A 19,465-nucleotide genomic window follows, 5' to 3' on the forward strand; every position below is an offset into this window, starting at 1 on the left:
AAGACCGGGCTCACGCGCGCAGCCTCCTGTTCCGCGCCTTGAACAGCTGATCGCTCACCAGCCGCCGCAACGCGGCAGCATCCTCGAATTGCAGCGTCACCGCGAACGGCACGATCGCCTGTCCCCAGGCCGGCATCCCGGCCGGTCCGCGCAACCGCGCCAGATCCTTTTCCGTCGTCACCAGCGTCAAGGCGTCGCTTCGCGCGTCGGCGACGAGCTGTTCGATCTCATCCTTGGTGAAGGCATGGTGATCGGGGAAGGCCGTGTTGCGCACGACGTCGACGCCGCTTGCGCGCAGCGTGTTGAAGAAGCGCGCGGGATCGCCGATGCCGGCGAAGGCGAGTACGCGCTGATCGCGCAACGCACTCAATGAGGCCTCATCTGGCCTCAGATGCGCCGATAATATCGGCTTGCCACGGGACGCGAGATCGGCCGCAATCTTCTTCGCGCCACTCCCCTCGCCGACCACGATCAGCGCGTCGGTGAGTTCCAGCTGCGGCGACAGTGGCGCGCGCAACGGTCCGGCCGGAATGACGCGGCCATTGCCGATGCCACGCGTGCCGTCGATCACGATCAGACAGGTGTCTTTGAGTACGGATGGATTCTGGAAGCCGTCATCCATCAGGATCACGCTCGCATTCTGCGCCCGCGCCAGCGCCAGGCCGGCAGCACGGTCGCGCGACACCACGACCGGCACTGTCGCGGCCATCATCAGTGGCTCGTCGCCGACATCGGCCGCCGTATGACTTTCACGATCGACCTTGATCGGCCCGGCAAGCCGGCCGCCATAGCCGCGGCTGAGCACCACCGGCCGTTCGTCGAGCTCGCGCAGCAGTTTCACCAGCGCCAGCACCGTCGGCGTCTTGCCGGCGCCGCCGACATGGTAGTTGCCGACGCAGATCACTGGAATGCCCGCATCGACGCCGAAGTGCTGCATCCGCCGCGCGGCCACGGCGCCATAGAGCGCGGCAAGCGGTCTCAACAGTTGCGATGTCCAAGACGATGGCCGGTGCCAGAAGGCCGGCTCACGCATTGGCGGCTCCCATCTCGAGCTGCAGCTGCAACAGATAGGGCTCGAGAGCGGTCACCGTGCGCTCCAGCGCACCACCGAGCTGTTCGACGACGCGCTCGGAGGCCGCAAGCGACGTATCGCGCGCCGCGGGATCGGCGAGGAACTGGCCGAGCTGCTTGACCAGCGCCTCCAGATCGTCGGTGCGCCACGCGCCGCCGGCCCGATCGAGCGTGTCATAGACTTCGGTGAAATTGAAGACGTGCGGGCCGTGCACGATCGCAGCGCCGAGCTTGATCGCCTCGATCGGGTTCTGGCCGCCATGCGCGACCAGCGAGCCGCCCATGAACACGATTGGCGCCAACCGATAGAACAGGCCGAGCTCGCCCATCGTGTCCGCGACATAGACATCTGTTGCCGCGACCGGCAGATCCTCGTGCGAGCGCAAGCCGGGGCGCAGGCCCGCCTCAGACACGAGCCGCGCCACCGCCTCGCCGCGCGCGGCATGCCGCGGCACGATCACCGTGAGCAGCCCGGGGAAGAATCCGGCGAGCGATTTGTGCGCCTCGATCAGGAGCGCTTCCTCGCCGGGGTGGGTGGACGCGGCAACCACGATGGCGCGGCCGCGCGTCACCGACATCAGCCGCTCCAGCTTGGCGGGATCGGCCGGCGGCGCCGCGACGTCGAGCTTGAGGTTGCCGGTGACCATGACATTGGGGCTGCCGAGCGCGGCAAAACGTTCGGCATCGGTCTTCGATTGCGCGAGGCAGATGTCGAACCGTCCGAGCAACGCCCCGATGGTGTTGGAGACCCGGCGCCAGCGCGGGAACGAGCGCTGCGACATCCGCCCGTTGATCAAGACCATCGGCAGCCGCCGCGCGGCGCTCGACAGGATCAGGTTCGGCCACAGGTCGGACTCGATGAACAGCGCCAGCGACGGACGCCAGTGATCGAGGAAGCGCGCGACATAGCGCGGCGAGTCATACGGGACGTATTGATGGATCACATCGGGCGGAAAACGCTTGGCGACAATCGCGGCCGACGTCACCGTCCCTGACGTGAGCAGGATGCGCAGATTGAGCGCGCGCAGCCGCTCGATCAGCCCGACCGCCGCCAGCACCTCGCCGACGCTCGCGCCGTGTATCCACACCAGCGGTCCCTGCGGCCTGGTATCGGCGCTCATGCCGCGCCGCTCGCCGACGCGTTCGGGATCTTCCTTGCCGAGCTTGAGCCGCCGCTTGATCAGCGCAGGCGCGAGCGGCACCATCGCGGACGACAGCTTGCGGTAGACACGCAACGTCATCGGTAGCGAGCTAGCCAAGCGTGGCCTCCGGCCGCCCGACGGCTGCATAGGCGCGCCGGGTCGCTTCGTTGAGCAGATTCTCCACGTGCTGCCGAAGCTTTTCCATCGTCGCGGCATCGGCATCGGGCGGCACATAGACCGGCTCAATACCTACCACTGCGCCGCGCCCGAATGGCAAATTGATGGTCGTGGAATCCCAGTTTTTCAACCGAATGAATCGGCTGGTGACCATCGCAAAGGGGATGATCGGCCGGCCGGTTTCCCGCGCCAGCATGATGGCCCCGAGGCCCGCCACCCGCGCCCGCTTCGGCACGTCGGCCGTGGTCGCCATGTTGCAGCCGTCTTCCAGCGTCCGGACCATCTCCAGGAAGGCGCCGACGCCGCCCTTGCGATGGAACGCGCCGGAATGATCGCCGGAACCCCTGATCGTGCCGATGCCGAGCCGCTCGACCGCCAGGGCGTTGAACTCACCGTCGCGGTGGCGCGAGATCAGGACCTTGGCGCGGTAGCTGTCCTTGGTCTTGATGAACGGCGTCATGAAGTGCTGGCCGTGCCAGAACACGAAGATCGCCGGCATCAACGGCTCGACGATCCCGTAGACGTCATGCGGCTGATAGATGAAGCGGTTGGTGTACCACACCAGCCGCAGATATTCGGCCGCAAGCACACCCAGCGCGCGCTGCACGAAGCCGCTGCGCAGCAGATCGCGAAATAGTCGTTTCAATGGGAGTGCTTTGTGTCCTGCTCGGGATCGAGCAACCGGTGGAGGTGAACAACGAAATAGCGCATCTGGGCGTTGTCCACGGTCGCCTGCGCCTTCGCCTTCCAGGCCGCATAGGCGGTCGCATAGTTCGGGTAGACGCCGACGATCTCGACTTCGTCCAGATTCTTGAAGGTGTTGTGCTCGAGATCGGTCAACTCGCCGCCGATCACGAGGTGAAGCAGCTGTGGCTGGGCATTGTCTGACATGATGGTTTTCCTAACGAGATGCCCGGCAAGCAAATGAAGTCGTGGTCGTCACAGGTCTGTCGTAACAAGTCTGGTCGTCACAATCGGAAACGCGGAGCGGATCGGCGGGGCCTCACGGCAAAGGACGGTTGCGAAAATGCTCGACAATGCGTGCATGACGTTCGCGTCCTGCTGCCACCAGCACCCCATGCGTCACCTCCCGGCGATTGTACTCAATCGCTTCCCCCGAGAGCGCGGTCATCTTACCACCCGCTTCCTGCACGATCAAATTCGCGGCGGCAAGATCCCAGTCGCGGCTTTGCCCGCCGGCAAAGGCGGCGTCAAGTCGACCTTGTGCTACGCGGCACAACCGCAGGGCCAGCGATCCGATCCGAGGAAACAGCGTGATCTCGTCCGATGTCGGGCTGAGCCGCTGCACCAGCGGCTTCGGTCCGGCCATGCGGGGAAAATCGAACTCCGTGCCCGCGGTTGCATGCACGCCGCTGTCGTTCAGGGTGGCGCCCTGGCCGCGGGCGGCGAAGAAAAATTCCTCGGTCACCGGCGCATACACCGCCGCGAGCACCGGCGATGCATTTTCAACCAGCGCCACACTGACGCACCAGTCCTCGCGGCCGGCGAGATAGGCACGGGTGCCGTCGATCGGATCGACGATCCAGGTGAAGCGTCGGTCGAGCCGGGTCGCGTTGTCGGCGCTCTCTTCCGACAGCCAGCCGTAACCCGGCGTCGCCGAGCGCAGCTGCTGCTCCAGCAAGTCGTTGACGGCGATGTCGGCCTCTGAGACCGGCGAGGACGCGCCCTTGATCCAGTTCTTCAATTCGGTGCGGAACAGCGACAATGCGAGCCGGCCCGCCTCCTGCACCGATCTGGTCAGCAAGGCGGCGTCGCGCGCCTTGGTCCAGTCGTCCGTATCAGCGTCCGCCAAGCGTCAGGCCCTCGATGCGCAGCGTCGGCGAATTGACGCCGTAGCGGAATTCCAGATCGTTGGCGGCAACCAGCGACTTGAACATCGGCAGCAGGTGTCCGGCGATGGTCACCTCGCTGACCGGGTAGGTGATCTCGCCATTCTCGATCCAGAAGCCGGAGGCGCCGCGGCTGTAATCGCCGGTCACGCCGTTGACGCCGGAGCCGATCAGGTCGGTGACATAGAAGCCCTGCTTGATGTCGGAGATCAGCTCCTTCGGCGTCACCGCACCCGGCTCGAGATGCAGATTGTATGTTCCGGGCGACGGCGAGGACGACACGCCGCGATGCGCATGCCCAGTCGTGACCAGGCCGAGCTCGCGCGCGGTCGCGGAGTCCAGCACCCAGGTGGTCAGCACGCCTTCGTCGATCAGCGCGATCTTCTTCACCTTGACGCCCTCGGCGTCGAAGGTCTGCGAGCGCAGGCCACGCACGCGCAAGGGATCGTCGATGATGCGGATATCCCTGGAGAACAGCTGCTCGCCGAGCTTGTCCTTCAGGAAGCTGGTCTTGCGCGCGATCGAGGCGCCGTTGATCGCGCCGACGACATGGCCGACGATCGAGCCCGCAACCCGCGGGTCGAACACCACAGGCACCTTGCAGGTCTCGACCTTGCGCGGATTTCCCCGCGCCACCGCGCGCTCGCCGGCCTTGCGGCCAACAGCCGTGGGCGACTCGAGATCGGACGCATGCGGCGCGCTGGTGAAATCATAGTCGCGCTCCATGCCGGTGCCCTCACCGGAAATCGCCGTCGTCGAGATGCCGTGGCTGGAGCGCAGATACGAGCCGTGGAAGCCGGTCGACGTCACCAGCACCATGCCGCCGATCCCGGTCGAGGCCGACGCGCCGCCGGACTTGGAGACACCCTTGACCGCGAGCGCGGCAGCTTCCGCTTCGATGGCGCGCTGCTCGAGCTCGGCCGTGGTCGGGACGGTGCGGTCGAGCAGATCGAGATCGGGGAAGTCATGCGCATGGAGCGCGGGATCGGCCAGACCGACATATTTGTCGTCGGGCGCGACGCGCGCCATCGCGACCGCGCGCTCGGCGAGCTTTGCAATCCCGTCGCCGCTGACGTCATTGGTCGACACCACCGCCTGGCGCTGGCCGACGAACACCCGAAGCCCGACATCATCGCCTTCGGAGCGCTCGGTTTCCTCGACGCGGCCATCGCGGACTTCGACGCCTTGCGAGACGCCGCGCACCGCGATGGCATCGGCGGCATCGGCGCCGGCGCGCTTTGCGGCCTCGACCAGACGCTGCGCAAGGTCGCTCAGGCCGGACTGATCGAACAGATCGGAGGTATCGCCGTGTCGCGATGCAGATGGTGAAGAGTTCACGAACGAATTCCTGCGGATTGAGGGGGGCCCGGAATGGCGTCGACAGACCTAACCAGATGTGCCGGTTTCACAGGGAATTCAAGCACTTTGCACCGGCGGGCAACAAAGATTTGAGTGATCGGCGCAAGGCTTCGTCAATCATGCGGGCCAACCTCTTGTCAATCATGGCGCCAGGTGAGGAGCGGTTAACCAGGCTTTTTAAGCCGAAACGGCCATCGCTCGGCTAGGCTCTCACACATCGACCGGGAACATAATCCCGGCGGGGAGACTAAGGCTTTGAGGCGTCAAACACCAACAAGCGGAATCAATTCCGCCGGGTCGAGCCGCGCACTACGGCTCGACCCACTTTCCCTTCCGCTCAGCTTCCACGCGCAGGATGCGCGCGCGGATGGCGGCATGCGGCAGGTCGAGCTTCATCGCGAACATGTCGTGCTCCGCCGTGCCGTTCTCGGCATGCGGATGGCGGTCAATGTTCGCGTCAGCGATTTTCTCGGCGTCGCGCTGCGCGGCATCGACGACGCGCAGATGCTGATGCTGGTTCATCGCGATCCTGCGCTTAGCATTCCGCTCGGCACCAGTTCGGATGCCGAAGAAATCACCTCCGCCTGGCAGATGTGGAGCGACATCTTCCGTCTGCCGCAACTGACCGAGCCGGCGCCACGGACGCCTTCCCCGCGCCGCCGCCGCCGCAACGCAATCCGCGCCCGCCGTCCGAAATTCCTGGTCCGCCGCCGCGCCGGCGTCAGCCTCAACGGCACCAGCGTGCATCGCGACGAGCGCGAGATCATCGCGCGGGATTGAGTTCGTTTCGCCGCGCTCCACGTCTCTCACCTCTTGGTTGTCCTGGCGAAGGCCAGGACCCATAACCACCGCATTCGGTGATGAACAGGATCGTGGCCCCAGCGTCGCGCAACAATTGAGATTTGGGGTAATGGGTCCTGGCTTTCGCCAGGACGACGATGAGGATGGTTCTCGATTCGAGCCGGGCGATGACAGTCGAGAATGAGGACGCAGCTTCGCAGTCTCGCGACCTAAGCCACGCGCAGCACCGCGTCGACGACCAGGCTTGCGAACAGGATGAAGCCGGCGTCGCGGTTGGATTTGAAGATGCGGAGACAGAGCGCGGGGTCGCTGATGTCGAGCCGGCGGACCTGCCAGGCGAGATGCAGCGCGAACGCCGCTAGCCCAATCCAGGCCGGCCAGCGCGCGCCCGCAAGCGCGAAGGCCACGCCGATCAGAAGCAAGGCGAGACCGTAGAAAATCACCAGAGCGCGATGGGTGCGTGCGCCGAACAGGCGCGCGGTGGATTTGACGCCGATCAGCGCGTCATCCTCGGCGTCCTGATGGGCGTAGATGGTGTCGTAGGCGATCACCCAGGCGATCGAGCCGGCGTAAAGCGCAATCGCAGCCGCGTCGATGCGCTCCAGCGTCACGGCGAATCCCATCAGCGCGCCGTAGGAGAAGGCAAGGCCGAGCACGACCTGCGGCCACCAGGTGATCCGCTTCATGAACGGATAGATCGCAACGATCACGAGCGAGGCGATGCCGGTCATCACCGCAAAACGGTTGAACTGCAGCAGGACCGCGAGCCCGATCAGCGCCTGCAGGACCATGAAGATCACCGCCTGCGTCACCGTGACCTGCCCAGCCGGGATCGGCCGCGACCGGGTGCGCTCGACCTTGGCGTCGAGATCGCGATCGGTGATATCGTTCCAGGTGCAGCCTGCGCCGCGCATCACGAAGGCGCCGATGAAGAACAGCAGGACGACGAGCGGGAGCGAGCGAACATCGTGTGCGACGCCGGCGGCCAGCGCCGCCGACCACCAGCACGGCATCAGCAACAGCCAGGAGCCGATCGGCCGGTCGTAGCGTGCAAGCCGCAGATAGGGTCGCGACCAGACCGGCGCATGGGTGTCCACCCAGTTGCCTGTGGAGTCGGCAACGCGGGCGGAGACATCGCTCATGAATGCGTGATCATTGGCTGATCAATCATCGGGCGCTCGATCATCGGGTCAGAACGTTGCCGTTCAGCGTGTCGAAGGTGCTGCCGCCCTTCTTGGTCGGGGTTGCTTCCGGCAGCGAGGCGGACGAGCCGAGCACGTCGCTCAGCGACGGTCCGGCGGGCCCGCGCGGCTGCGCCGCCGCCTGCTCCGCGACGTTGCAGACCTTCTTCAGCAACGCTTCGGTATTCTTGTGACCGTCCTTGAGCTGGTTGGAGATCTGCGGCGGGATCCCGCACTTCGCCGCGTTGGTGTCGACGTATTTGATCATCCTGACTTCGGCCTGGCTGTAATTGCCGATCAGCTTGCAGGCCTCCTGGGGGCTGGCGTGCCGGTCGCTCGCCGCCTTGATCGCCTTGCCGCGCTTCTCGGTCTCCTCGCGCAGCGGAACGAAATCCTTCATGCAGGCATCACCGCCGGCGCCACCACCGGCACCGGGCGGGGGCGGCGGAGACGACAGACCGCCGCCGGCGATGGGAGCCGCACCACTGCTCGGGAATGGCGACGGCGCGCCGCCGACCCTGGCCGCGGGCGCGCCGTTGACCGGCGGAAACGCAGGATCAGGAGCGGTGCTCGCCCGGCTTGGACGCGCGCCGTTCACCGGCGGGAACGCGGGATCCGACGCGGTGCCAACCTGGCCCTGATTGGGCAGCGGCGCCGGAAAGGCGCTCTGGGCAGCTGCGTGCCCCGCTGACAGGGCGGTCGCGGCAACGGTCAGCATGATCAGTCGGCGGATCATCGAGGGTGTTTCTCCGGCAAAAGGTCCAGGCAACCCCAGCGCAACAAAACGAAGCAACGAAATTTGGGGGCGTTTTACGATTCCTGTGAGCCCTTAACAACCCGTGGATTTGGGCGACAGCGCGGCGTAGGGCCACACCGGCCACATTAAATTGTTCCCCGATTTGAAGCCTTTAGGCCGCGAACGGCGGTAAATCCGGGCCATCAAATGTGCCTGAACGGGACTTTCGGTCATGCCTCAGGTCGAATTTGCCGGCCCACACCGACCGAAACGCAAAGGGGCCGCGTGCAAGCGACCCCTCGGACTTCAAAAATGACTTGGTGACAGAAGCAATATATCGACACCCCTGTAGTAGTTGGCCGCAGCGGTCCTGACGAGTCCGCGGGACTACGGTGTCGCCCGGCTTGGTTAACTTGGCTCGCCGCATGGAAGCGGCCTTGGCGCCGGCGCCCGACGCCGATTACGGAATCTGCCGATCCTCTCCGATCGCAATCAACGGCAGCGGGCAATACTTGGCAGCACCTTTGGGCTAGAACGCGGCTCAGGAACCTAGGACATGCCTGAACTCGATTTTTGCAGCCCCCGCCTGTTTGTCGATGCCCCGCTCGGTGCCGGCGCGACCGTTTCGCTCGAACGCGATCAGAGCAACTATCTCGGCAACGTGCTGCGGCTTGCCGCCGGCGACACCGTGCTGGTGTTCAACGGCCGCGACGGCGAATGGCGCGCCGAGATTTCCGGCCGCAAGCGGGCCGACACGCTGACGATCACGGCGCAGACCCGCCCGCAGGACCGCCTGCCCGATGTCACCTACGTGTTCGCGCCGCTCAAACATGCGCGGCTCGACTACATGGTGCAGAAGGCGGTCGAGATGGGCGCGGCACGGCTCGTGCCGGTGCTGACACGCTTCACCCAGGTGTCGCGGGTCAACAGCGAGCGGATGCGCGCCAATGTGGTCGAGGCCGCCGAGCAATGCGGCATCATCTCGCTCGCCGAGGTCGCCGATCCCCTCCCGCTCGAGCGCTTCCTGGCGGGGCGCGATCCGGCGCGGCTTCTGGTGTTCTGCGACGAGGCGGCCGAAGTGGCGAACCCGGTGCAGGCGCTCCAGGCTGCGACCGCCGCAAGCGGCGGGATCGATGTCCTGATCGGCCCCGAGGGCGGCTTTGCCGAGGAGGAGCGCGCGCTGCTGCTGCGCCAACCCACCGTCCTCCGGATCGCACTCGGCCCGCGCATCCTGCGCGCCGACACCGCCGCCGTCGCGGCGCTGGCGCTGGTGCAGGCGGCGCTGGGAGATTGGGGAGGAAATGGTCCATGCACTCCATCCCCGTCATCCTGAGGTGCGAGCCTCTTCGGCGAGCCTCGAAGGATGCACGGCCCGGCCGATGGCCGCCGTTCCTTCGAGGCTCGCTGCGCTCGCACCTCAGGATGACGGGCCGGTGAGCGCGTATCCCGGATGTGGGAAACATCTTTCCCTAGCCAAGCCGTCGCAAAATCGTTAACGAACCCAATCATTAAGCCACTTGGCTGATGCCTGTCGAAAGCCTGATACGGCCATGCTAAGGGCTCCGCCAACGCCACCCATGGAACCCGCTCTGAAACGCGATTTCGGAGCGAATTGGACGTCGAGATGAGCGAAGCTGCCGCACCACGACCCGCCGCCGGATCCGCCTTATGGGCGGATGCGCTGCTGGCCTCGTTCGCGCAGGCCGGTTATCTCCGCTCCGAACCCGCGATCCTGCAGCCGGCCGAGCCGTTCCTCGACCTGTCCGGCGAAGACATCCGCAAAAGCCTGTATCTGACGACCGACCCGAGCGGCGAGGAGCTCTGCCTGCGCCCGGATCTCACGATCCCGGTGGCGCGCGACTACCTCGCCTCGCCCCGCGCCGGCCAGCCGGCCGGCTTCAGCTATCTCGGCCCGGTGTTCCGCTATCGCGACGGCCAGCCGAGCCAGTTCCTGCAGGCCGGCATCGAATCCTTCGGGCGGCAGGATCGCGCTGCGGCCGACGCCGAGATGCTGGCGCTGGCGCTGGAGGCGACCACGGCGTTCGGGCTGAAGGATGTCGAGATCCGCACCGGCGACGTCGCGCTGTTCAACGCGCTGATCGATGCGCTGGAGCTCTATCCGGTGTGGCGGCGCCGGCTGATCAAGGATTTCAACCGCAAGGTTTCGCTGACCGACGACATCGAGCAGCTGACCCTGGCGACCGCGCCGGGCCGCAACGAATATGAGGGCGTGCTCGCTGCGCTGGCCGGCTCCGACCGCAAGGCGGCGCTGGCGCTGGTCACCGATCTGATGTCGATCGCCGGCACCACCAATGTCGGCGGACGCACGGTCGCCGAGATCGCCGACCGTTTCCTCGAGCAATCGACGCTGAAGGGCGGCGCGCTGCCGCGCGATGCGCTCGCCACCATCAAGCGCTTCCTCGCCATATCGGGCGACCCCGACGACGCAATCGCGCAGCTGCGCGCGCTCGCAGCTGACGCCAAGCTCAACCTTGCCGCGGCGATCGACCAGTTTGAGAGCCGGGTCGGCTTCATGGCCGCGCGCGGCATCGACATCAGGAAGACGCGGTTCGCGACCGCGTTCGGCCGCGGCCTCGACTACTACACCGGCTTCGAGTTCGAGCTGCACGCCAAGGGCAACGGCAGCGAGCCGCTGGTCGCGGGCGGGCGCTATGACGGGCTGATGTCGCAGCTCGGCTCGGTGAGCCCGATCCCCGCGGTCGGCTTCTCGGTCTGGATCGAGGCGATGAACCGGCATGGCAAGGCCACCGCCACCGGAGGCGTCCAATGAGCACGCCGTTCGTCGTTGCCGTTCCCTCCAAGGGACGCTTGCAGGAAAACGCGGAAAGCTTCTTCGCCCGCGCCGGGCTGACCTTGTCGAAGGCCGGCGGCGCACGCGACTATCGCGGCACCATCGCCGGCGTCGACAATGTCGAGATCGCCTATCTGTCGGCGAGCGAGATCGCGGCCAATCTGGCGCGCGGCTCAGTGCATCTCGGCGTCACCGGCGAGGATCTGGTGCGCGAGAGCATTCCCGATGCCGACAAGCGGGTGCTGATGATCGAAGGTCTCGGCTTCGGCTATGCCAATGTCGTGGTCGCGGTGCCGCAGGCCTGGATCGACGTCCGCACCATGGCCGATCTCGACGACGTCGCATCGGGCTTCCGCGAGCAGCACAACCACCGCATGCGGGTTGCGACCAAATACATCAATCTGACGCGCGGCTTCTTTGCGAAGCACGGCGTCGGCGACTACCGCATCGTCGAGAGCGCCGGCGCCACCGAGGGTGCGCCCGCGGCCGGCACCGCCGAGCTGATCGTCGACATCACGACAACGGGCGCGACGCTCGCCGCCAACGGGCTCAAGGTGCTCGACGACGGCGTGATGCTGCGTAGCCAGGCCAATCTCGTCGCCTCCCGCGATGCCGACTGGTCGACCGGCGCCCGCGAGACCGCGCGCGTCATCCTCGACCACATCGCCGCGCGCGCCCGCGCCAGCAAGTACCGCGAGGTCCGCACCCGGTTCGCCGGCTGCAACGACGCGCTGCTGTCGGAAGCGCATACCCGTTTCGGCGTGGTCGCCCCGTTCGGCGGGCCGACCTCATCGGGCATGCTTACGCTGCACTGCCCACCGGGCAAGCTTTACGCGCTCGGCAGCTTCCTGCGCGAGCACGGCGCCGAAACGGTGTCGGTGGTGTCGCTGGACTATGTGTTCGACCGCGAGAACCCGCTGTTCGCCAAGCTCGAGGCGTTCCTGCGACAATGAGTCGGTGTCGCCGTTCATGTTGGCGACAGCCGGCCGTCGGTACCATATTGTGTTCATGATCTCTCGTCGTGACGCGTTTTCCTCACGCGAAGGCGAACCCGATTTCGCTGGAAAACGCTATAGTTCTGGAACCTGACCGATGATGCTGGGCTCTGACGTTTCCAGCCTGACCACAACCGCCAAGACCGCTGCCGCGCAGGGTCTGTCGATCGTCGTGCCCGTTTACAACGAGGCCGCCGGGCTTGTGGCGCTGCACCAGCGGCTGATCGACCTCGCCGGCTCATTGCGCGCCCGTTACGGGCTCCATTGCGAAGTGGTCTATGTCGACGACGGCAGCGCGGACAACACGCTTGCGATCGCGCGCGGCCTGCCCGCCGACGGGCTCGACCTGCAGGTGGTGTCGCTGTCGCGCAACTTCGGCAAGGAGGCGGCGCTGATGGCCGGCCTCGACCATGCCCGCCGCGGCGCGGTGCTGTTCATGGATGGCGACGGCCAGCATCCGCCGACGCTGGTCGAGCAGCTGGTCGCGCACTGGATCGATGACGGCTACGACGTGGTCTACACGGCGAAGGCGCATCGCGACAATGAATCGGCGTTGAGGCGGCTTTCCGTGCGCAGCTTCTACGCGCTGATCAACTGGGGCGCGCGGCAGAAGATCCCCGAGGATGCCGGCGACTTCCGCTTGCTGTCGCCGCGCGCGGCGCTGGCGCTGCGGCAATTGCCGGAACGCAACCGCTTCTTCAAGGGCCTCGCGAGCTGGATCGGCTTCAGGCAGATCCGCGTCGACTACGAGCCGGCGCCGCGCGCGCATGGCGTCACCACCTTCAATGCCGGCCGGCTGATCGGCCTGTCGATCGAGGGCCTGACCTCGTTCTCGGTGGCGCCGTTGCGCTTCGCCAGCCTGCTCGGCGCGCTGCTCGCGGGCGCGGCCTTCCTGTTCGGCCTCTCGATCCTGTGGGAAGTCTTGACCACCGGCAAGCAGGTGCCCGGCTATCCGTCGCTGATGATCGGCGTGATGACGATCGGCGGCGTACAGCTCATCATGATCGGCATCGTCGGCGAATATATCGGCAAGATCCTCTCCGAGCTGAAGGCACGGCCGATCTACTTCGTTGCCGAGCATACCGAGAAGCATGCCGACGGCGGCACGGCGCAGAGCGCCACCGAGCGGACCGCCGCCGAATGAGCGAAGTTTCGCCGCGCCGGATCTGGCTGTGTGCTGACGATTATGGCTTGAGCGATGGCGTCAACCGCGCGATCCGCGACCTGATCGAACGCGACCGCCTCAATGCGACGTCGGTGATGATGGTGACGCCGGCGATCGGCCGCGAGGCAGCGACTGCGCTCACGGCATCGGCGGCGAAAAGCCCGCGCTGTGCGATCGGGCTGCATGCGACGCTGACCGCGCCGTTCCGGCCGCTGACGATGCATTTCCGTCCGCTCGACGGCGACATGTTCCTGCCGTTCCCAAAACTGTTGCGCGCAGGGCTGATGCATCGGCTCGATGCCGATCTGGTCCATGCCGAAGTGCTGGCGCAGCTCGACGCCTTCCGCGATCTGTTCGGCCGCGCGCCCGATTTCGTCGACGGCCATCAGCACGCGCAACTGTTTCCGCAGGTCCGCGACGGCTTTCTGCGCGCCGTGAAGGAGCGCGCACCCGACGCCTGGGTGCGGCAGTGCGGACGCGAAGGTCCGCTGGCGCGCCAGCTGACGGCGCCGAAGGCGCTGGTGCTGAACGTGCTCAGCACCCAATTCCGGATCAAGGCCCAGCGATCCGGCCTGCGCTTCAATCCGGCCTTCGCCGGCGCCTATGATTTTACGCGCGGCAGCGAATTCGGAGCGCTCATGCAGGGCTTCCTCGACGGCCTGCCCGAGGATGGGCTCGTGATGTGCCATCCCGGTTTCGTCGATGAAACCCTGAAGAATCTCGACCCGCTGACGACGCAGCGGGAGACCGAGCATGCCTACCTCGCAGGCGACGATTTCCCCGGGCTGCTGGCCCTGAATAAAGTTACACTGGCCTGAGACCCCTGTTTTGACGCGTTTTCTTCACGCGAACCGGGATCCACTTCGCTCGAAAACGCTTGGGGTTCACGAAAAACCGCCGGTCGGATTGTCGCATACATAAATTTAATTCGGGCCCCCACTCCTTGCGCCACAAAGCCCGTCCTACATCAGCCGCGCGCCGATTCGATCGACGCGATGGAGAACGCCATGACACCGCAAGAACGCCAACTGATTGACGATCTCTTCGACCGGCTCGCCAAGCTGGAGAATGCCCCGCGCGACGGCGAGGCCATGTCCGCGATCATGCAGGGCCTGCGCAGCGCGCCGAATGCGGTTTACGCGCTGGTGCAGACCGCGCTGGTGCAGGACGAGGCGCTGAAGCGCGCCCATGACCGCATCCAGGAGCTCGAGGCCGCGGTCGGCCAGCAGCAGGGAGCACAGCAGCAGGGCGGCGGATTCCTCGATTCGATGCGCGATGCGATCTTCGGACAGGGCCAGCAGCAGCCGCACGGCTCGGTGCCTCCGGTGCGCCCGCCGGATGTCGGCGGCAGCCGCCCGGTCTGGAACTCGGGCCAGGCGATGCAGCAGGCGGGCGGCTACGGCCAGCCGCCGCAGCAATACGGCCAGCCCCAATACGGCCAGCCCTACGGCGGCCAGCAGCCCCCGCCCTTCGGCGGCGGCGCGCCCGGTGGCGGTGGCGGCTCGTTCCTCGGCACCGCGGCTGCGGCCGCGGCAGGCGTGGTCGGCGGCGGACTGCTGCTCTCCAGCATCCGCGGCATGATGGGTGGCGGCAGCCATCAATCGCTGGCTGACGCCGGCGGCGGTGGTTCGCGTCCCTGGGGCGGCGACCAGTCGTCGAGCAACCTCGCCCGTGACGCCGGGATCAACGACGTCAGTTCGTCCGGTCGCGACAGCGATTCCGGCTCGCGCGCCGGCGCGTTCGACCAGGCGCAGGCCGACCAGGACAGTGACGATGATCAAGACGCCGACGACTTCGACGACAACGGCGGCGACGACAACAGCGATTACGCGTAAACGCGATCGCTGAAACGACAACGGCCGCTCCAATCGAGCGGCCGTTTTGATTCCGTCGTCCCGACGAAAGCCGGGACTGCTTCAAACCACCTCACATCACGACGACCTTGGCGCCGACATTGACGCGGCCGTAGAGGTCGATGACGTCCTCGTTGCGCATCCGGATGCAGCCGGACGAGACGTTGGTGCCGATCGTCCAGGGCTCGTTGGAGCCATGGATACGATAGAGCGAGGAGCCGAGATACATCGCGCGGGCGCCGAGCGGATTCTCCGGGCCGCCTTCCATGTGCCGCGGCAGGTCGGGACGGCGCGCCAGCATTTCCGGCGGCGGCGTCCAGGCCGGCCACTCCTTCTTCGCCGAGATCGTCTTGACGCCGGCCCAGGTGAAGCCGGGCCGTCCGACGCCGATGCCGTAGCGCAGCGCACGGCCGTCGCCCTGCACCAGATAGAGGAACTTGTTCGGCGTATCGACGACGATGGTGCCGACGCCTTCCTTGCCGCTGTAATCGACCAGCTGCTTTTCATATCGGTGATCGAACGGACGCTGCGTCGGATCACCAGCCGCCTCTTCCTGCTGGCGGATCATCTGCTGCTGCGGATCCATCGGCGGCAGCCCCTGGCGGTTGCCGTAATAGCCAGGCTGCTGCTGATACATCGGCTGCGGCGAATACCCCTGTGACGACGGCGCATCGCCGAACAGGAATTCGATGAAGCCGCCGCCCATGTTGGAGCGTTGCGGCTGCACATAGGCGGTGCGCATCGGCGGCTGCGGTGCGCCCTGGTTGGCGTAGATCACGGTGGGCTCGGGCTGAGCCGACGCGTCGATCGCCATCGCATGATGGGGAACGGCAATAAACGAAGAGGCGCCGGCGAGCAGCGCAAGCGTGGTTTTCCTGAACATCGACGTACTCTGTACTGGTTTCGTCGTGACGTGTGACGTGGACGGAGCGCACAAGCCCCGTTGCACGTGGTCAATAAGCAATGAAAACCGCATCGGTTTGGTAAACGGAATCGCGGTTTAGATTCACCACGTCGGCATTGCAGCGCGGTTTTGCCTGACAGCGTTTATTTTGCGTGAATGCCGGGGAGACATGGTTAATCGCCGGTATCGCGTCGATTGCGCGCCATCGGCGCAAACTGTTCCCGCGTGAACCTGACGTTAAATCACCTCTCGCTAGAACGGACCGCAGTGAAGGGGCGGGAATGAAATCATGTCAGTGAAGCGGAAGCGTTTTCGTGTCGAGCAGGCCATGGGTGAAGTCGTGATGCCGGAGCCGGAAGTTGCCGGCGGCGGCGAGCTCGGTCCGATGCATCGGGAGATCATGGCGGAGCTTCGCTCGATCCGCGCCCAGATGGCCGCGGCACCGGCGCAGCGCACCGGCGACAGCGTCGATGCCGCCGTCGTACGCGAAGTCGCCGAGACGCAGGCGCTGCTCGAGACCTACCGCGCGCAGGTCGAACAGTGCGAGAAGCTCAAGGTCGAGCTCGACCTGATCCACGACGCGATCAGCCGCACCAAGCGCGAGATCGCCGTGCTGCACGGCAAGAGCTTCAACGGCGAGGAGATGGCCAAGGTCAATGGCGAACTCGGCGCCGTGGTCGGCGGCACCGAACAGGCCACCCAGCAGATCCTCGAAGCGGTGGAAGCGATCGACCAGGCCGCAAGCGCGCTCGCCAACAACGTCACGCCCGACCAGCAGAAGCGGCTCAGCGAAGATATTCAGGAGCGCGTGGTCTCGATCTTCGAGGCCTGCAACTTCCAGGACCTCACCGGCCAGCGCATCAGCAAGGTGATGCAGACGATGAAGTTCATCGAACAGCACATCAACGAGATGATGAACATCTGGGGCGGCGTCGACGCCATCAAGACCCACGTCCCGCCGATCGTCGACACCCGCGAGGGCGATGCCCGCCTGCTCAACGGCCCGAAGCTCGACGGCGACGCGGGCCACGCCTCGCAGGACGACATCGACGCGATGTTCAACTGACGCGATGTTCAACTGAGATTTGTCGGATCAATTCGAAAAGCGCCGGCCCCTCGGGCCGGCGTTTTTGTTTGAGCGGTGGTCGAGCCCGAGAGGGATCACCAGACAAAAGTTGCCAGATCATCGCGTCGCCGCGTTGCAAGGCGTGAGCAATTCTGTACGGCAGCTTTCCTTGCATGCACGTCAGGTGACACATCAGTCAGAACCCTGTCTCGACCGCATGCAGTTTGTGCCAATTGTGACACCTGCAAATTTACTGGCAGGTCTGCTGTCGCAGGCGCATACTGTGTGTGAGGACGTTGTCATGCGTGTGCCGGGAGCCAACATTGGGTGCCGGTTGCATCGGACTTCCGGAGCGAATCCGGTCGCCCCGAGCGGGGCTTCGCACTTTCACACAACACACAGTACAGCTTTGCCGGCCACTCGTTGCGCGCATCCGAGGGCGTCATTGAAACCATGACGACGCACGGCGGGTTTCTTGGGCGCTGATACCTGCGGCTTGTTGAGGAATCACCGATTGGGGGAGCCACTGGAGTACCCAAAACTGGAGATAGAACATGACGCGAAGAATTGTCAGAAATACTGCAATTGCGCTCTCGACTTTCGCTTGTGCGACACTGTTCTCCATCACCTGGTCTGAGCAGGGCGGCATTTCGGCGTCAGTCGAAAGCGCCCAGGCGCGCGTGGGCCGACCGCTGACGCCCTTGAGCGTCGCGGGCGTTGCACGTCGCCAAACCCGGCGCGCTGCGTACGGGTACGGAGTCGGCGCGGGGATCGCCGCGACGGCCGCGGTTGCCACGGCAGCCGCCACTGCGCCGGTCTATGCTGGCTGGGGCACAAATAACTGGACCGATGCATACGCCGCCCAGACGGATCCCCACTTTGGCCAGCCCTACTATCCAGCACGAGCCTACTATGGTGGCAGCCCGTATTACGGTTATGCCGGATGGGCAGACTACAAGGCAGCCAATGGAATCACCTGCGAACCTGGCACGATGACGAAGATGGCCGACGGCCACAGTTACGTCTGTCAGTGAGATCCGCGCAACGACACGACAAGAGGGCGGCTCAATGAGCCGCCCTCTTTCATATGGAGTAGATCGATCTGGTATGGCGGCGGCCCGGGCCCAGCGTTGATCTACGTCAACATCGTCGATCCCTCGCCGTTCATATCTTCAGCCGTGCCTGAACCGCCGCCATCATCGTCGGTTCGCTTGCGATGGAGAGGATCACCATGCATCGGACGCGCATTTTTTCGACCGGATCGGTGACGGTTACGGGGATCGTGGCGAGCCTCCTGTTGGGGGCAGCAGGTGTCGCGCTCAATCCGGCACCGGCCAAGGCGGTCGTCTACTGCCAGTATGTCGGCTATCCGCACGGTTGCGTGGCGAGGGCGGGCGTCGTGCTCAGGCCTCGTCCGGTGGCGCGGGCTGCGGTTCGTCATAACGCGGGCGGCAACCTGAATGGCGGCGTCAATCGGGTTGGCGTGCGGCGATAAAGCAGGGCTTTGCGAGGTGGCGTAGACGGCCTTCCGGCCGGCCGTTCCAGAGAACGCCGAAGCTTCGCAGCGGCTATGGCGCCGGATCAAGGGTTCTATCCGCGGGCTTAAAGAGGGACTCGCGGAGAGACCCCTCACCCGGATTGCATCTGGTGATGCAACCCAACCTCTCCCGCAAGGGGAGAGCTGCATCGCCTATGCGGCGCTACATCCGCAGATAACTGGAAATCCCGCCCTCACGCCCTCGGGGCGCAGCGGACGTAGACCATGTTGCCGTAGCGGACGGCGGCGTCCTTGTCGACGAAGCGGGTGATCAAGACCCGGCCGTCGAACGAGATGATCTCGCGGTCCTGCTCGCCGGGCACAGGTCCGGGTGGGCCGATATAGTTCTTGCCGCTCGGGGAACCCTTCAGCCGCAGTTCCTGCGGGGTGGCCTGGTCGGCCAGATGCATGATGACGCCGCCGCTCTGGCCGGCGCCGATCACATAAGGCTGCTTGCACTGGCCGCGTGCGGCGGCCTCGGTGCGGGCGCGGTCGGCTGGATTCTGGAACGAGGCGAGGCCCCAGCGGCCGACGATCTCGTCCGGGCGGATCGACGCCGGCATCTCCGGAGCCACGCCCGGTTCGACAGGCCCCGGCTCGGGGTTCGACGACAGCGACGGCAGGCTCATGCTGCCGCACGCCCCCAAAAGCGTCGTCAGCGCCGAGACAGCCACGAACCGTGCGACCAATCGCGCGTTGAGTGACCTGATCATATGCATCCCCCGAACTTATCTCCCGGCCGCACCCGTCATGCAGCCAAGCGTAAAACTTAAGGCGGAGCAATGACGTCTGACAAAATTACGTCATCGCTACGAT

At 65.6% G+C, this 19,465-nt stretch carries 20 protein-coding genes; 10 read left to right on the top strand and 10 right to left on the bottom strand.

Annotated elements, in window-relative coordinates:
- Positions 1-10 precede the first annotated feature (10 nt).
- From lpxK to ACE103_RS36470, 6 genes are all read right to left on the bottom strand, one after another.
- On the bottom strand, positions 11-1,033 hold the full coding sequence (gene lpxK, locus ACE103_RS36445) for a tetraacyldisaccharide 4'-kinase (RefSeq protein WP_375776937.1): 1,023 nt from the start codon (positions 1,031-1,033) through the stop codon (positions 11-13).
- Complete coding sequence (locus tag ACE103_RS36450) at positions 1,026-2,360, bottom strand: 3-deoxy-D-manno-octulosonic acid transferase (protein ID WP_375776938.1); 1,335 nt, start codon at positions 2,358-2,360, stop codon at positions 1,026-1,028. The genes lpxK and ACE103_RS36450 overlap by 8 nt, the downstream gene beginning before the upstream one ends.
- A complete protein-coding gene (locus ACE103_RS36455) occupies positions 2,323-3,036 on the bottom strand; it encodes a lysophospholipid acyltransferase family protein (protein WP_097671627.1) in 714 nt (237 codons plus the stop codon). The genes ACE103_RS36450 and ACE103_RS36455 overlap by 38 nt, the downstream gene beginning before the upstream one ends.
- A complete protein-coding gene (locus tag ACE103_RS36460; protein ID WP_050628541.1) occupies positions 3,033-3,281 on the bottom strand; it encodes a DUF4170 domain-containing protein in 249 nt (82 codons plus the stop codon). The genes ACE103_RS36455 and ACE103_RS36460 overlap by 4 nt, the downstream gene beginning before the upstream one ends.
- A gap of 112 nt (positions 3,282-3,393) precedes the next feature.
- Positions 3,394-4,203 carry a 3'(2'),5'-bisphosphate nucleotidase CysQ gene (locus ACE103_RS36465; protein WP_223967149.1) on the bottom strand — a complete coding sequence of 270 codons (810 nt, stop codon included), beginning with the start codon at positions 4,201-4,203 and terminating at the stop codon, positions 3,394-3,396.
- A complete protein-coding gene (locus ACE103_RS36470) occupies positions 4,190-5,578 on the bottom strand; it encodes a TldD/PmbA family protein (protein WP_223967148.1) in 1,389 nt (462 codons plus the stop codon). The genes ACE103_RS36465 and ACE103_RS36470 overlap by 14 nt, the downstream gene beginning before the upstream one ends.
- A gap of 276 nt (positions 5,579-5,854) precedes the next feature.
- Between ACE103_RS36470 and ACE103_RS36475 the strand changes: the two genes are divergently transcribed.
- Positions 5,855-6,379, top strand: coding sequence for a DUF6101 family protein (locus ACE103_RS36475; RefSeq protein ID WP_223967147.1), 525 nt, complete (start codon positions 5,855-5,857; stop codon positions 6,377-6,379).
- Positions 6,380-6,609: 230 nt separating this feature from the next.
- On the opposite strand, the gene ubiA is transcribed toward ACE103_RS36475, so the two are convergent.
- Positions 6,610-7,542 (bottom strand): 4-hydroxybenzoate octaprenyltransferase, encoded by a 933-nt coding sequence (gene ubiA, locus ACE103_RS36480; RefSeq protein WP_375776939.1) that lies wholly within the window; start codon positions 7,540-7,542, stop codon positions 6,610-6,612.
- Positions 7,543-7,582: 40 nt separating this feature from the next.
- Positions 7,583-8,317 (bottom strand): hypothetical protein, encoded by a 735-nt coding sequence (locus tag ACE103_RS36485; protein WP_375776940.1) that lies wholly within the window; start codon positions 8,315-8,317, stop codon positions 7,583-7,585.
- A 556-nt stretch (positions 8,318-8,873) separates the two neighbouring features.
- On the opposite strand from ACE103_RS36485, the gene ACE103_RS36490 reads away from it, so the two are divergent.
- The 6 genes from ACE103_RS36490 to ACE103_RS36515 all read left to right on the top strand — a co-directional run bounded on the left by ACE103_RS36490 (position 8,874) and on the right by ACE103_RS36515 (position 15,124).
- Entirely contained in the window at positions 8,874-9,650 is a 777-nt protein-coding gene (locus tag ACE103_RS36490; protein WP_375776941.1) for a 16S rRNA (uracil(1498)-N(3))-methyltransferase, read from the top strand.
- Between the two features lie 291 nt (positions 9,651-9,941).
- Positions 9,942-11,108 carry an ATP phosphoribosyltransferase regulatory subunit gene (locus ACE103_RS36495; RefSeq protein WP_375776942.1) on the top strand — a complete coding sequence of 389 codons (1,167 nt, stop codon included), beginning with the start codon at positions 9,942-9,944 and terminating at the stop codon, positions 11,106-11,108.
- Positions 11,105-12,082 (top strand): ATP phosphoribosyltransferase, encoded by a 978-nt coding sequence (gene hisG, locus ACE103_RS36500; protein WP_375776943.1) that lies wholly within the window; start codon positions 11,105-11,107, stop codon positions 12,080-12,082. The genes ACE103_RS36495 and hisG overlap by 4 nt, the downstream gene beginning before the upstream one ends.
- A gap of 139 nt (positions 12,083-12,221) precedes the next feature.
- Positions 12,222-13,268, top strand: a complete 1,047-nt coding sequence (locus tag ACE103_RS36505) for a glycosyltransferase family 2 protein (protein WP_375776944.1) — start codon at positions 12,222-12,224, stop codon at positions 13,266-13,268.
- Positions 13,265-14,107 carry a ChbG/HpnK family deacetylase gene (locus ACE103_RS36510; RefSeq protein ID WP_375776945.1) on the top strand — a complete coding sequence of 281 codons (843 nt, stop codon included), beginning with the start codon at positions 13,265-13,267 and terminating at the stop codon, positions 14,105-14,107. The genes ACE103_RS36505 and ACE103_RS36510 overlap by 4 nt, the downstream gene beginning before the upstream one ends.
- A gap of 189 nt (positions 14,108-14,296) precedes the next feature.
- Positions 14,297-15,124, top strand: coding sequence for a DUF2076 domain-containing protein (locus tag ACE103_RS36515; protein ID WP_375776946.1), 828 nt, complete (start codon positions 14,297-14,299; stop codon positions 15,122-15,124).
- 91 nt (positions 15,125-15,215) lie between these two features.
- Here ACE103_RS36515 and ACE103_RS36520 read toward each other — a convergent pair whose 3' ends face one another.
- Complete coding sequence (locus ACE103_RS36520) at positions 15,216-16,025, bottom strand: L,D-transpeptidase family protein (protein WP_375776947.1); 810 nt, start codon at positions 16,023-16,025, stop codon at positions 15,216-15,218.
- Positions 16,026-16,335: 310 nt separating this feature from the next.
- On the opposite strand from ACE103_RS36520, the gene ACE103_RS36525 reads away from it, so the two are divergent.
- From ACE103_RS36525 to ACE103_RS36535, 3 genes are all read left to right on the top strand, one after another.
- Positions 16,336-17,112: a protein phosphatase CheZ gene (locus tag ACE103_RS36525; protein WP_375776948.1), complete on the top strand. Its 777-nt coding sequence runs from the start codon at positions 16,336-16,338 to the stop codon at positions 17,110-17,112.
- A gap of 554 nt (positions 17,113-17,666) precedes the next feature.
- On the top strand, positions 17,667-18,146 hold the full coding sequence (locus ACE103_RS36530) for a hypothetical protein (RefSeq protein ID WP_375776949.1): 480 nt from the start codon (positions 17,667-17,669) through the stop codon (positions 18,144-18,146).
- Between the two features lie 182 nt (positions 18,147-18,328).
- Positions 18,329-18,607: a hypothetical protein gene (locus tag ACE103_RS36535; RefSeq protein WP_374707956.1), complete on the top strand. Its 279-nt coding sequence runs from the start codon at positions 18,329-18,331 to the stop codon at positions 18,605-18,607.
- Between the two features lie 236 nt (positions 18,608-18,843).
- Here ACE103_RS36535 and ACE103_RS36540 read toward each other — a convergent pair whose 3' ends face one another.
- A complete protein-coding gene (locus ACE103_RS36540) occupies positions 18,844-19,362 on the bottom strand; it encodes a hypothetical protein (protein ID WP_223967134.1) in 519 nt (172 codons plus the stop codon).
- Positions 19,363-19,465 lie beyond the last annotated feature (103 nt).

Origin of the sequence: Bradyrhizobium sp. ma5 (genome assembly GCF_042258955.1) — a bacterium.
In the GTDB taxonomy this organism is placed as follows: domain Bacteria; phylum Pseudomonadota; class Alphaproteobacteria; order Rhizobiales; family Xanthobacteraceae; genus Bradyrhizobium.